General features: G+C 43.6%; 15 protein-coding genes and 1 pseudogene. 9 read left to right on the forward strand and 7 right to left on the reverse strand.

The window, feature by feature from the left end:
• The coding region (locus IM507_RS17875; RefSeq protein ID WP_465246297.1) for a photosynthetic reaction center family protein at window positions 1-384 on the reverse strand (384 nt) is incomplete at its 3' end.
• A gap of 185 nt (window positions 385-569) precedes the next feature.
• Here IM507_RS17875 and cynS point away from each other — a divergent pair.
• Together cynS and IM507_RS17885 are read left to right on the forward strand one after the other, a co-directional pair.
• Complete coding sequence (gene cynS / locus IM507_RS17880; RefSeq protein WP_123230222.1) at window positions 570-1,007, forward strand: cyanase; 438 nt, start codon at window positions 570-572, stop codon at window positions 1,005-1,007.
• 161 nt (window positions 1,008-1,168) lie between these two features.
• Window positions 1,169-1,816 (forward strand): NAD(P)H-dependent oxidoreductase, encoded by a 648-nt coding sequence (locus IM507_RS17885; protein WP_016515431.1) that lies wholly within the window; start codon window positions 1,169-1,171, stop codon window positions 1,814-1,816.
• 310 nt (window positions 1,817-2,126) lie between these two features.
• On the opposite strand, the gene IM507_RS17890 is transcribed toward IM507_RS17885, so the two are convergent.
• Together IM507_RS17890 and IM507_RS17895 are read right to left on the reverse strand one after the other, a co-directional pair.
• Window positions 2,127-3,938 carry a sodium:solute symporter family protein gene (locus IM507_RS17890; protein ID WP_287637459.1) on the reverse strand — a complete coding sequence of 604 codons (1,812 nt, stop codon included), beginning with the start codon at window positions 3,936-3,938 and terminating at the stop codon, window positions 2,127-2,129.
• A gap of 44 nt (window positions 3,939-3,982) precedes the next feature.
• Entirely contained in the window at window positions 3,983-4,351 is a 369-nt protein-coding gene (locus tag IM507_RS17895) for a hypothetical protein (protein WP_123230223.1), read from the reverse strand.
• A 153-nt stretch (window positions 4,352-4,504) separates the two neighbouring features.
• On the opposite strand from IM507_RS17895, the gene IM507_RS17900 reads away from it, so the two are divergent.
• Complete coding sequence (locus IM507_RS17900) at window positions 4,505-4,678, forward strand: hypothetical protein (RefSeq protein WP_002739017.1); 174 nt, start codon at window positions 4,505-4,507, stop codon at window positions 4,676-4,678.
• Window positions 4,679-4,689: 11 nt separating this feature from the next.
• Here IM507_RS17900 and IM507_RS17905 read toward each other — a convergent pair whose 3' ends face one another.
• Together IM507_RS17905 and IM507_RS17910 are read right to left on the reverse strand one after the other, a co-directional pair.
• Window positions 4,690-5,292 (reverse strand): chromophore lyase CpcT/CpeT, encoded by a 603-nt coding sequence (locus IM507_RS17905; protein WP_002738654.1) that lies wholly within the window; start codon window positions 5,290-5,292, stop codon window positions 4,690-4,692.
• 77 nt (window positions 5,293-5,369) lie between these two features.
• Entirely contained in the window at window positions 5,370-6,395 is a 1,026-nt protein-coding gene (locus tag IM507_RS17910; RefSeq protein ID WP_069475051.1) for a cyanophycinase, read from the reverse strand.
• 220 nt (window positions 6,396-6,615) lie between these two features.
• On the opposite strand from IM507_RS17910, the gene IM507_RS17915 reads away from it, so the two are divergent.
• Entirely contained in the window at window positions 6,616-7,764 is a 1,149-nt protein-coding gene (locus tag IM507_RS17915) for a substrate-binding domain-containing protein (RefSeq protein WP_123230224.1), read from the forward strand.
• 91 nt (window positions 7,765-7,855) lie between these two features.
• Here the strand turns inward: IM507_RS17915 and IM507_RS17920 are convergent, their stop codons facing one another.
• The gene (locus tag IM507_RS17920; RefSeq protein WP_287637460.1) at window positions 7,856-9,085 is read right to left on the reverse strand and encodes a site-2 protease family protein; all 1,230 of its coding nucleotides are present in this window, start codon (window positions 9,083-9,085) and stop codon (window positions 7,856-7,858) included.
• Between the two features lie 63 nt (window positions 9,086-9,148).
• On the opposite strand from IM507_RS17920, the gene ruvA reads away from it, so the two are divergent.
• The 4 genes from ruvA to IM507_RS17940 all read left to right on the forward strand — a co-directional run bounded on the left by ruvA (window position 9,149) and on the right by IM507_RS17940 (window position 11,560).
• A complete protein-coding gene (gene ruvA / locus IM507_RS17925) occupies window positions 9,149-9,778 on the forward strand; it encodes a Holliday junction branch migration protein RuvA (RefSeq protein ID WP_002739332.1) in 630 nt (209 codons plus the stop codon).
• A gap of 338 nt (window positions 9,779-10,116) precedes the next feature.
• Window positions 10,117-10,602: a globin family protein gene (locus IM507_RS17930; protein WP_002744263.1), complete on the forward strand. Its 486-nt coding sequence runs from the start codon at window positions 10,117-10,119 to the stop codon at window positions 10,600-10,602.
• A 79-nt stretch (window positions 10,603-10,681) separates the two neighbouring features.
• Window positions 10,682-11,167 (forward strand): allophycocyanin subunit beta, encoded by a 486-nt coding sequence (gene apcB, locus IM507_RS17935; RefSeq protein ID WP_002738786.1) that lies wholly within the window; start codon window positions 10,682-10,684, stop codon window positions 11,165-11,167.
• A 189-nt stretch (window positions 11,168-11,356) separates the two neighbouring features.
• Complete coding sequence (locus IM507_RS17940; protein ID WP_002739162.1) at window positions 11,357-11,560, forward strand: phycobilisome linker polypeptide; 204 nt, start codon at window positions 11,357-11,359, stop codon at window positions 11,558-11,560.
• 52 nt (window positions 11,561-11,612) lie between these two features.
• Here the strand turns inward: IM507_RS17940 and msrB are convergent, their stop codons facing one another.
• On the reverse strand, window positions 11,613-12,029 hold the full coding sequence (msrB, locus tag IM507_RS17945; protein WP_002791726.1) for a peptide-methionine (R)-S-oxide reductase MsrB: 417 nt from the start codon (window positions 12,027-12,029) through the stop codon (window positions 11,613-11,615).
• Between the two features lie 275 nt (window positions 12,030-12,304).
• On the opposite strand from msrB, the pseudogene IM507_RS17950 reads away from it, so the two are divergent.
• Window positions 12,305-12,432 (forward strand): annotated as a pseudogene (locus IM507_RS17950) (photosystem II q(b) protein); the annotation flags it as partial.

Here is a 12,432-nt window from a genome sequence, read left to right on the forward strand (position 1 = left end):
ACCGAGGTAGCAGAAGACACCTAGTAAGAAGTGGAAAATGACTAACTGGTAGGGACCACCGTTGTATAACCACTCATCTAAGGAAGCAGCTTCCCAGATGGGGTAGAAGTGGAGTCCAATCGCGTTGGAAGAGGGAACAACCGCACCGGAGATGATGTTGTTTCCGTAGAGTAGAGAACCAGCTACAGGCTCGCGGATACCGTCGATATCTACAGGAGGAGCGGCGATAAAGGCGATGATGAAGCAGGTGGTGGCGGTGAGCAGGGTGGGGATCATGATCACACCGAACCAGCCGACATAAAGACGGTTGTTGGTGCTGGTGATCCACTGGCAGAACTGCTCCCACAGGGAAGCGCTCTCGCGCTGTTGTAGAGTTGTAGTCATGGTTGGATAATTTCTGTATGTATTAGGTTGTCAAGGTTCGTTGTTTGACATGAGTTAATACTATCGGCTTTTTATAGTTATGTAAAGGGGTTTTAAGAAATGTTTTTTTATCAATGTCATAACTTTTACTTATATAATTGATGTTCAGGTAAACTAGAAGCAGACAAATTCTGCAAAAATAAGCGATGATACCCGAAATTACTGCAAAACTATTGGAAGCGAAGAAGGAAAAAGGACTGAGTTTCGCTGACCTAGAAGCGATTCTAGGACGAGATGAGGTGTGGATTGCCGCTGTTTTTTACCGGCAAGCGAGCGCCTCCATAGAAGAAGCAACGAAAATTGTGGCAGCTTTGGGACTGGGAACCGAAATCGTCGCATCCTTAACCGAGTATCCTGTCAAGGGATTGGGTCCTGTTGTCCCCACCGACCCCCTGATTTATCGTTTCTACGAGATCATGCAGGTGTATGGAATGCCACTAAAATCGGTGATTCATGAAAAATTCGGCGATGGCATTATGAGTGCGATCGATTTTACCCTCGACGTGGATAAGGAGGAAGACCCTAAAGGCGATCGCGTTAAAATTACCATGTCGGGTAAGTTTTTACCCTATAAGAAGTGGTGAGTCCGGCCAAAGTCAACGGTAAGGGATTTCTATTCCTTGCCGCTCTTGCTATTTTTCTTAACCAAACTTAACAATTGACGGCAAAATTTTGCTTGCTTTTTTTTTGCAGATTTTGAGAGAATTTAAAATAGATTCCAGCGCTCAATCGCCCAGGAGATATAATGACGATTCAACCTCAAGAAATTTTAGAAAAGCTTCAGTGGAGATACGCTGTCAAAAAATTTGACCCGTCTAAAAAAATTTCTGAAGCAGATTGGTTTATCTTAGAAGAAAGCTTGAGACTGGCTCCTTCTTCATATGGTTTGCAACCCTGGAAATTTATTGTCGTTCAAGATCCAAAAATTCGTGCGGCACTTACTCCGGTCAGTTGGAATCAAACTCAAGTAGAGGATTGCTCCCACTATGTGGTACTTGCTACTCTTACCAAAATTGAAGTAGCATATGTCGAGAAATTCGTTGCAAAAATAGCTCAAGTTCGAGAATTAGATGTCGCTTCTCTGGAGAATTATAAGAATCTGATGGTGTCAGATTTAGTTAATGGGCCACGCTCAGCAATTGTTCAATGGTGGTCTCAGCGACAGAGTTATATTGCGATGGGAATGCTGATGGAAACCGCCGCCTTGCTCGATATTGATGCTTGTCCACTAGAAGGAATCGAGCCAGCGGCTTATGATCGTATTCTGCAATTAGAAGGTAGCGGCTATGCAGCAGTAGCAGCAGTGGCTCTCGGCTATCGCTCCTTAGAAGACAAATATCAACTGTTGAAGAAAGTTCGCTTTGATCGCGATGATGTTATTGTCTGGCATTAGTACAATAAGACTATATCAGTTGAGGGATTGTTTATGAATCGAGGAAAACTGGTTGCGATCATTACTAGAGCGATTTCGATCGCAATCGCTTATTTAATTCTGGTGCAATTACTAGATTTTCGTGGAGAAATGATACCCGCTCCTCCACTCTTTTTGGGATTTTAGATTTTAGATTTTGGATTGCGAGTTTCCCTTGTTCCAAGGCTCTGCCTTGGAACACAATATCTAAGGCTCTGCCTTAAAATAGTATTCAGGTTCTACCTGGGAACGAGATCTTACTCATAACTGATAACTGATAACTGATAACTGCCTAACCTAAATCTCGGTCTTTAGTGACGGTAATTTCCTTAGATAAATGTCGATACCAAGTAAAATAGAGACCGATGGAAAGCAAAAGAAAAACCAAAGCCAAAATCTTCAAACTTTGCCACTGCTTGATGATTAAAACAATCCCCATCATAAAGAGGACTAATTGCCAAGGAACGGTGAGAAAAGCGGCAATGATATCCCGTTGATTTTCCGCTTTAATTTTTGCCTGTAGGTTAGGTTTAACACTTTGACGGACTTCTCCCCAAAAGCCAAAAGGTCTGGTAACATTATAGAAATTTTCCATAACTAAAATATCGGTAGGAGGAGTTAACAAAGTAGCGATAATACAGCCAGCTAAAGCGAACAAACTCGGCACAAGAAAGAGAATAAGTTCCTGATATTGACTGTGACGAAAGAAAGGTAAAATTATCGCTTGTGAGGCAATAGCCGCAATCATTCCTGCTAAAGTTCCCACGGCAAAACCATAACCATTAAAGCGCCACCAATACCAACGTAATAGGAGAGGAACTGCTAATCCCACCCCTAATCCCGTGGTTAACCAACCCCAAATATCATTGACATTTTGGATATTAAAACTCAAAACTAAGCCAATGACTACCACAAAAATCGAGGCCAAACGACCTTGAAAAACTAACTCCTGTTCTCCCGCATTTGGTTTCAAAAAAGCTTGATAGATATCTTTGACCCAATAGGCGGCACTAGCGTTAATAACTGCGTTAAAAGTGGACATAGCTGCCGCTAAAAAAGCAGCAATTAATAACCCTTTCATCCCCACAGGAATGTATTGAGTAATCACCGTGGCCAGAATTCTTTCTGGATCTGTAATCGTGCCTTCGGTTAAACCGTAGTGAATACCTAAAACCGCAAAAGCTGTGACTAGAGGCCAACGGAAAGAAAGCAGAATAATCCAGAATAAAGATAATAAACCGGCATCTCGATCGCTTTTGGCCGCTAGGTATCGTTGTAACATATAACCACCGCTGCCGCTGCAACCTTCGATGATGGTTTTAACTAAATAAAAGAAAATCACCCCACCAAACAAATTAAAGATGGCATAATCTCCGGGTAAATCCAAGGTCATCGAAGGGAAAATACTAGACCAGTCGCTTAAATTCCAAGTTTTTGGCTCTGCTGCCCCCGGAATTGCTACCGTGAAACTATCGGGAAGATTAACAGTAAAAAAGGCCACTGTCGATACATAAATGACCGCCACAAAAATCAGAAACCCTTGAAATAAATCGGTAATTACCCCACCATAAAAACCACTGGCCACCGTATAAATTAAGGTTAAAAGAATTAATATCACCGAAGCAAGACGATCATCCATACCCAGAAACTGCCCTAAAAATTTCCCCCCCGCAACGGAGAAATAACTCATCGCACCGATAGAGAATAAGAGAGTGGCGACGGCGCTAATAATTCGGGCAAAATTCCCCTGTTTTCCCGGTCCAAAGCGAAACTTCATCCATTCCGCCATGGTCATAACTTGGGCGCGACGATTCCATTTGCCCATAAAAGCCATGAGAAAGGCCATAATTAGGACAACACCGCCGCGGATTTCGATAAATAGTCCTTTGGGTCCGACCGCGTAAATTAGGGCAGAAATGACCATAGTTCCCGCTAAATCGGTGTTAGCCGCCATTCCCGACACCCCTAACATCCACCAGGGCAAATTGCGATTACCTAAAAAGTAGGATTCTAGACCTTGAGAAGCTTTTTTCTCGGCGATAATCCCGATTATTAGGGTTCCTGCCAGATAAAGCAGCACAATTACATAATCAATTAACTGCATAGTTTCAGATCAATTTAACTTTCGATCGTTATAGCATCAATTGACTACGATTTCTGGCTAACGGTTTCTTTTTCTAAGATTTGCACCCGTTGCTCCAGCTTTTTTAAATCTTCCTTTAATTCAATTACTAAAGTGGCTAAACGCTGGAACAGTGGGTCACTTTCCCCGACTACTTCCCCATTTACTATACCCGTTCCCGATCGCCGTTGGGGAATGGGAGCGGCATTTTCCCCGCGGATGGTTATTCCTCGGACCTGACTTTCAAGGCGCTCGACTCGATTGCGGAGACTAATTAACTCCGATCTTACCGCCGTATCCGATTGTGCCTTGCTGGCATTAACAAAACTCAGTATTAGCAAAAGGGAGATAATCAGCGTTAAAAAGCCATAAAAAGAGATTTTAGCTAATTTCATCGATTTTACCCCCTATCTATCTGACCCGACTTAATGTTAAGAAACGTGGCTAAATCTAAAGCTTGATTGCAATTCCGCCTCCGGGTGATTAGTGGCTCAAAAGAGGATGATAAGGTAAAAAACACGATTTTGTCGAAATTTGGCCTTATCTCTATGTATAAAAACTCAGATAAAGATTTTCTCGGAGCAGCAATCACAGCCGGTTTAGGTGCGGGAATCGTCACTTCTTTTGCCGTCAATCAAGGACAAGACATCGGTACAGCTTTAGGAATTACCGCTTTAGCGGCTGTTTGCGGTGTTATCTGCCGTCATTTTGACCTAATGTGATGCAATCTTCCTCACACCTCCAATTCTGCCGAAAAATCCTGTTTTTTCTCGTATTGATAGGGGCCGAGCAGAGCGCCCCAAATTCCCTTACCAGTGCCGGGATCTAGACCTTTATCGTAGGTTTTTAGGCTATGACTCGTCACCTCGAAACCTAAAGCCACCTGATAGGTTGTACCCTCATAGGTGAATTGACAGTGCTGTTCCGGTTGCGGTTGGGCGATAAACTGGTATTGATTATCAGCGAGAGTATGGACTTTGACCGCTAAAGTGCAGGTAGGCAGAAAAGTTAGGTCTTCTAAGCTAATTTTTCGCAAAATATCGGGATTTTTGCCCGCACCTTGCACGGATTTCAGGTCATTAAACATATAGTGCCTAACCTCTAACCCTCCCGATTCCGAGCGCGTTAATCGCCACAGTCGCGGTCGGTAGGGTTGGTCTAAATTGATGATACTGGCCTGTTCGGCAAAAAGCGCGATGCTGTCTTCCCGAAATAAAGGCAACGGACGTAACCATAAACGCAGGTGAACGTACCACACCGGTTCTGCTTGCGCTTGCCGTTGATTTTCAAATTCACCCGCGAGATATCGACCAAAAGTGATTAATTCAGGGGTCATAGCTCAAAAAATTCTCCTTATTGCCTCAAAATTAATCCTAACACCCATAGAAATCACTTTTTTGACAAAAATGACCTTCAGGCTACCAGAACCCGCTTAAACCCTGCCATTCCCCCTTTAGTGTACCAATATTCCCAGCCACCGCCAGCCGCACTAGACCAATCCTTGAGGTCAAATTCACCGCTGCCGGAGGGAGTTCCCGCGATGCGATAGACTTTCACCGCTTGACCGTTGTTATTCCAGATTAAAGGCCGATCCGGCTCCATCTGTTCGGGTAGAGTCCCGTTAGTTTGCAGAAAATAGGCATCTTGTCCCTTATCGGTGCCGTTGCCATAGACTTTGGCGATACCATGCTCATCGATCGCCAGAAAAGCACCTTCTTCTAAACCGATAGCGTAGGCAGGTAGTTGATTGTGATTATCGTGTACATTACGGGCTAAAAAACCAAAAAGGCGACCATATCTTGTTTCGGGATGATCTTGATTGAGTCGATCCAAATGGGTATCTGTCACCACTTTTTTGAGAAAAGGAACCCGAATAAAATCACTCCGATAGAAGTCTTTGGTGTTGAAGTGAAAGGGATTATTTAATATTTCTGAACTCAGTACTCCTTCGTGAGTAGGCGCATAGTAAAAATCCCCCAGAATAGCCATTCCTGCGCTGGTTCCCGCCACGGGAACTTTTTTGTCGTTGATCAGATAATTGATCGCTGTTTCCACCTTTGTGCTTTCCCACAAATCCTCGTACTGATTTTGATCACCACCGGCAAAAAAAAGGATATCGGCATTACGAATATATTCGATAACATCAGGATGATTCGCCCCTTCACGACTATCAATTGATAGTTCCGCTGCCGAGCCGATCAGGGAGGGATAATTGTCGCAAATCCAATCGGCTTGACCGCCAAGATCACCAAAGCGCAGCACTAAGTAATTACCGCCTTTAGCTCGATTTAATAACCATGTGGTCGCTTGATCTTCTCCTAATTTACCTCCTTCCGCTCCCCCGATTAATAAAATACCCGATCGATGTTTTACAGACTGAAAATTGGCTTTTCCACAACGACAAGAATAATGGAAATCTCGATCATGATTGTTTGACATAGTCTTATAACCTCTCCCCTTAGCTTACTCCTTCTATCCTAGCTTTAACTAGGACAAAATCAGAGTTTTCTACCATAAAAGTTAACAACAAAGCCTTTTTATGGCTGAAATCGGTAGCGGCAAAACTCCCTAGTTTACATTTTGTTAAAAATCGTCCTATAATAATTCAAGGCTAGAAACTGGCAATTATTACTGTTAAAGTTGAGAATCGGCGGGCGATATGTTAAATAGACGTTCTTTTTTGCAAGGATTAGGTACAATCGCCTTAGCGGGGGGTTTAAATGGCTGCGCTTCCAGAAGCGGCGAGCCGAGCATTTTTCTCCTGTCCGGTTCGATTCCGCCGCGATTACTAACAGATTTTCAGAAAACTATTGCCGAAAAAAAAGTCAATTTTCAGTCGGAAAGGCAGCTGAAAGAGCTATTAGAATTATTGGAAAAATGGTTAAAAAATCAGGGGCAACCAACCTCACAATTTTCGTTTCCTATCCCTTTTAGGGAACAAAACCCAGCCATGGGTAATTTAGTCACCCTAGGGGATGCTTGGCTAGGAAAAGCGATTAGCAACGGTTTAATTCAACCCCTAGATACTTCTCAACTCTCTAATTGGTCAAAACTGCCCCCCCGTTGGCAAGAAAATATGACTCGCAATGCTCAAGGACAACTGCAAACAGAGGGGAAAGTCTGGGGTGCGCCCTACCGTTGGGGAATGACAGTAATTGCCTATAATGAGAAAAAATTCGCTCAATTTGACTGGCGGCCACAGGATTGGTCCGATCTATGGCGACCGGAATTAACCGGTAAAATTGCCCTAATTGATAATCGTCGCGAAGTCATCGGTTTAACCCTAAAAAAATTGGGTTATTCTTATAATTCTAGTGATTTAAAACAAGTTACGGGACTAAAAGACCAGCTATTCGCCTTACAAAAACAGGTAAGATTTTATAGTTCTCAATATTATTTACAACCCCTAATACTCGGTGATGTCTGGCTGTCTGTGGGTTGGTCTAATGATATTTTACCAGTGAGCGATCGCTATAATAAAATCAAAGTTGTTGTCCCCAAATCTGGCACTTCTCTCTGGTCAGATGTGTGGGTAAAACCAGTTTTAACTACTCCTAATTCTCTTGTCCAGCAATGGATTGATTTTTGTTGGCAACCAGAATCCGCTAATAAAATTTCTTTATTTACCTCTGGATTATCACCCCTAATTCTCACTGAAAATCCCGATCAAATTCCCCCAGATATTAGAAATAATCCTTTACTTGTCAATCCAGAAGCAGTCAAAAAAAGCGATTTTCTCAACCCTTTATCGCCAGCAACCGAGCAAGAATACGAGCAATTATGGCAAGCAATGCGACAGTCAGTATAGTCAGGAGATACTAGACAAAATTCTGCGAGAATATTGAGGTGAAAAATACATTTACCTAACTGATAACTGATAACTGATAACTGATAACTGATTAAGCGGCTTGACTTTGGGTTTCTTGGGCGAGAAAAGTAAGGATAGAAGCTTTTTCAATTAACCCCAAAACCCTGCCGTTTTCCTCTACCACTGTCACTTGAGATAAATTTTCTCCTTCCAAAATTTTCACCACATCTAGGAGGGAAGTATTAGACAAAACCAGTTTGAGACTTTCGCTAGTTTGTAATAACTGGCCGATATTTACCTGGGTCCATTGGGAAGTGGGAATTGTTTTCAGATCCTCTAAATTAATCACTCCTAATAGTTTACCTTCGCTATCGGTAACTAGGAATTTAGACCATTGTTGTTTACCGATAACATAATTATTAGCAAAATCGCGCAGGGTTAAATTAATCGGCACTACAGGACTATTAGGAGAGATAACATCTTTAGCGGTGTAGCGACTTAGGAAATCTTGAACCTTAGCTGATTGAGCGGAAAAGCCAGCATTTTGTAGGAGGAAAACGCCAATTAATAGCGTCCAAAAACTGCCAAATTGACTGATTCCGAGAATTGATAGCGCACCGATGACAATCGCTAACCAACCAAAAAATTGACCGAAGCGACTAGCGAATAAAACCCCTTTATTGGGATTACCCGTTACTTGCCAAACGATGGCTTTAAGGATATTACCACCATCTAAAGGTAAACCGGGGATTAGGTTAAATAACCCTAGGGCGAGGTTGATATAGGCAAGCAGAGAAAGAATCGCCGCCATCGGCCCATTTAAGCTAATATTGAGACCAATAATTAGGAAGATACCGAAGAGCAGTAAACTAACTAAAGGGCCAGCAATTGCTACGAGAAAAGCTTCTAGAGGAGTTTTCGATTCTCTGCCGAGAGTTGCCAAACCACCGAATAAAAAGAGGGTAATTGATTTGACTTCAATACCTTGGGCGATGGCAACAAAACTATGACCTAATTCGTGGGCAACCACGGAGGCAAATAGGAGAATAGCGGCAAAAAATCCTAAGAGCCAGGGCATAATTCCCGTTAACTGGGGAAACTGACTTAATTCTCCTCCATAGGTTAAGGTAATTAACCCCAGAACAAAGAACCAAGAAGGATTAATATAAAAGGGAATTCCAAAGAGATTCCCGACTCTAATGTTGCCATTCATTTTGTATCTTCTCCAATTGTTGGGGACTAACGCCAAGAAGATTAGGTTATCAATTACGCCATTCACTTCTGTTAACAATTGTAACAAAACTGCAAATCTCTCCGGCATTCCTTTAGGGAGTAAAAACCGTCATTGCTGTGGTTCGGTTATTTTCGTAGGAGAACTAAATTAATGATTAATTATTTACGCGGACAAGCGATCGAGGTGATCAAAACCCCCAATAACCGACTGATCTTGATTTTAGACGTAAACCAGATCGGTTACGAAATCCAAATTCCCTCGCGATTAGCCCTAGACATCGGCAAAGATAACAATGATAGTCGTCAGATTTTTACTCACCTACTCCTTCGCGAGGAGCAGCCTTTATTGTACGGTTTCGGCACCGCCCCAGAGCGAGATCTGTTTCGTCAACTGCTTTCCGTCAATGGAGTTGGAGCGCAATTAGCCCTAGCTTTAATCGATACCTTGGGGATTGAGGAACTTGTGGTGGCGATAGTGACAGGAAATACCAAAATTTTGAGCAAAACCCCCGGAGTCGGCTTAAAAACAGCAGAGAGAATCGCTTTAGAGTTAAAAACTAAATTGGCAGCATGGCGACAGCTAAAAGAAGCGACGACGACAACCACGGCAATACTACCGGCAGCGGAAATCCTCGAAGATGTGCAGATGACCCTTTTAGCTTTAGGATACAGCCGGGAGGAGATCGATCGAGCTATCGCAGTCCTCAGTCAAGATGCTTTATTCAGTAAAAATACTCAGCCAGAAGACTGGATTAAAGGGGCAATTAATTGGCTAGGCTAAATCAGTCGTCAGGAGGCAGGAGACAGGAGACAGTTTCATTGTATTCTCCCCACACCCCACACCCTACACCCTACACCCTACACCCTACACCCTACACCCCACACCCTACACCCTACACCCCACTCCGGCGCTCCTTTCTCAGGGCAAATGTTAAAAAGTATTACGAAAATAGTGAGAAGGTGAACCAGATGCCGCAAAATAGTTGCGTTAGGTCGCTCTAGCTAGGGAAGTCTTGAGACGCTGAGGCGGAAACGAGATAACTTAAGCGTAGTGACCACGACTGCTATAAAATGTCAGATTAAGTTTATTAATCTCACTTAGTTGGGAGGAATCCATCAATGAGTATCGTCACGAAATCGATCGTGAATGCTGATGCTGAAGCTCGTTACCTCAGCCCCGGCGAACTAGACAGAATTAAAGCCTTCGTTACCAGTGGTGCCGCTCGTTTACGCATCGCTGAAACCCTGACTGGCGCTCGCGAAACCATCGTCAAACAAGCTGGCGATCGCTTATTCCAAAAACGTCCTGACATCGTTTCCCCCGGTGGCAACGCTTACGGCGAAGAAATGACCGCTACCTGTCTGCGTGACATGGACTACTACCTACGTTTAATCACCTACGGAGTAGTTGCTGGTGATGTCACCCCGATTGAAGAAATCGGTTTGGTCGGTGTGCGTGAAATGTACAAATCTTTAGGAACCGACATCGGTGCCGTAGCTCAAAGCGTTCGCGAAATGAAAGAAGTTGCTACTGGTCTTATGTCTTCTGACGATGCTTCTGAAGCTTCTTCCTACTTCGATTACGTGATCGGCTCTATGTCGTAGAATAACTCCTTTGTGAATTGTTCTAGACACACCCCCCGTAAACCTCTTAAGATTAAGCAAAACCCAAGGAAGAACCACCATGCAAGACGCAATTACTTCTGTTATCAACTCTGCTGACGTTCAAGGCAAATACCTTGACGCTTCTGCTCTCGGCAAACTGAAAGGCTACTTCGCCACCGGTGAACTGCGCGTGCGCGCCGCTAGTGTCATTAGCGCCAACGCTGCCGGTATCGTTAAGGAAGCTGTGGCTAAGTCCCTGTTATACTCTGACGTAACCCGTCCCGGTGGCAATATGTACACCACCCGTCGTTACGCCGCTTGTATCCGTGACCTCGACTACTATCTCCGTTATGCTACCTACGCTATGTTAGCTGGAGATCCTTCTATCCTCGACGAGCGCGTTCTCAACGGACTGAAAGAAACCTACAACTCTTTAGGTGTACCCATCTCCTCCACCGTTCAAGCTATCCAAGCGATGAAAGAAGTCACCGCTAGTTTAGTTGGTGCTGATGCGGGTAAAGAAATGGGGATTTACTTCGACTACATTAGCTCTGGCTTAAGCTAGAAATAACGAACTCGGACAAAATAGGTTCGGGAAGCCGAGGATGAGTGCTAGGTCTTTAAAGGCTGAATCTGTCCAAGATAGGTTTTGACGAGCTAGTATTGATCCTTGACTCCCGACCTTTGTTATTTTAGGAAAAAGCCCTCGTTAGTTTGAGCGACAAGTTTTTCAGCGATTAGGAGAAGTCAATCCATGCGGATGTTCAAAATCACCGCTTGTGTTCCAAGCCAAAGCCGCATTCGGACACAACGGGAATTACAAAATACCTATTTTACCAAACTCGTTCCCTACGATAATTGGTTTCGTGAGCAACAACGCATCATGAAAATGGGCGGCAAAATTGTCAAAGTGCAGTTAGCTACTGGCAAACCGGGAACTAATACAGGTTTACTGTAATCGGCTGCCACTAGAACTTAAAAAAAGAGGTCTTTCCAGACCTCTTTTTGCTTTAGGGATTTTTTTCAAACTGCAAAGCGGCAGAATTGAGACAATAGCGTTTTCCCGTCGGGGGTGGACCATCATTAAAAACGTGACCGAGATGAGCATCACAGGCGGCACAAACAATCTCTGTCCGCACCATGAAAAAACTAACATCTCGCTCGTACTTAATATTGGCCCCGTTAGCAGCAGTCCAGAAACTCGGCCAACCAGTACCCGAATCATACTTGCTGTCAGAAGTAAATAACTCCGTACCACAGCAGACACATTTGTAAATACCTTTTTCTTTATTATCGTGATATTTACCCGTAAAAGCCCGTTCTGTTCCCTTTTTGCGAGTAACTTGGAACTGTTCGGGAGTTAGCTGGGCCTGCCATTCCGCCTCGGTTTTACGAACTTTTTCTACCATAGTCAGGACAACCGCCATTATGATTAAATTTCCCTTTTTAGTCTAACCTGAGTTCGAGATCTAGGTTTTTTTCATAAACATGAAGTATGACCTGATTTAGCATCGCCTTCTGACGACGTACTCCCCAAAAGGAAAACTTGGCCAGGAAACCCTATAGACTTAACATAACCTCAGCTTATCAATGGTATAAGTAACAATATCGTTAAACCCCTTTACAAACCGTTACAAAGTCCTTAAGATAGAGACATCATCAATCAATCGTACCTCGATAACTTAATAGGAATCATAAACCAATGACCACCACTCTACAACAGCGCGAGAGCGCTTCCCTGTGGGAGCAGTTCTGCCAGTGGATCACCAGCACCAACAACCGTCTTTATGTCGGCTGGTTCGGTGTGATCATGATCCCCACCCTGCTCAC

This window comes from Microcystis sp. M20BS1, assembly GCF_020245305.1.
Lineage (GTDB): Bacteria > Cyanobacteriota > Cyanobacteriia > Cyanobacteriales > Microcystaceae > Microcystis > Microcystis ichthyoblabe_A.

Coding starts and splice junctions, on each gene's coding strand:
- IM507_RS17915 (WP_123230224.1), top strand. CDS start 6,616: ATGTTAAATAGACGTTCTTTTTTGCAAGGATTAGGTACAATCGCCTTA.
- IM507_RS17900 (WP_002739017.1), top strand. CDS start 4,505: ATGTATAAAAACTCAGATAAAGATTTTCTCGGAGCAGCAATCACAGCC.
- IM507_RS17940 (WP_002739162.1), top strand. CDS start 11,357: ATGCGGATGTTCAAAATCACCGCTTGTGTTCCAAGCCAAAGCCGCATT.
- IM507_RS17920 (WP_287637460.1), bottom strand. CDS start 9,085: ATGCCGGAGAGATTTGCAGTTTTGTTACAATTGTTAACAGAAGTGAAT.
- IM507_RS17895 (WP_123230223.1), bottom strand. CDS start 4,351: ATGAAATTAGCTAAAATCTCTTTTTATGGCTTTTTAACGCTGATTATC.
- apcB (WP_002738786.1), top strand. CDS start 10,682: ATGCAAGACGCAATTACTTCTGTTATCAACTCTGCTGACGTTCAAGGC.
- IM507_RS17885 (WP_016515431.1), top strand. CDS start 1,169: ATGACGATTCAACCTCAAGAAATTTTAGAAAAGCTTCAGTGGAGATAC.
- ruvA (WP_002739332.1), top strand. CDS start 9,149: ATGATTAATTATTTACGCGGACAAGCGATCGAGGTGATCAAAACCCCC.
- IM507_RS17910 (WP_069475051.1), bottom strand. CDS start 6,395: ATGTCAAACAATCATGATCGAGATTTCCATTATTCTTGTCGTTGTGGA.
- cynS (WP_123230222.1), top strand. CDS start 570: ATGATACCCGAAATTACTGCAAAACTATTGGAAGCGAAGAAGGAAAAA.
- IM507_RS17905 (WP_002738654.1), bottom strand. CDS start 5,292: ATGACCCCTGAATTAATCACTTTTGGTCGATATCTCGCGGGTGAATTT.
- IM507_RS17930 (WP_002744263.1), top strand. CDS start 10,117: ATGAGTATCGTCACGAAATCGATCGTGAATGCTGATGCTGAAGCTCGT.
- msrB (WP_002791726.1), bottom strand. CDS start 12,029: ATGGCGGTTGTCCTGACTATGGTAGAAAAAGTTCGTAAAACCGAGGCG.
- IM507_RS17890 (WP_287637459.1), bottom strand. CDS start 3,938: ATGCAGTTAATTGATTATGTAATTGTGCTGCTTTATCTGGCAGGAACC.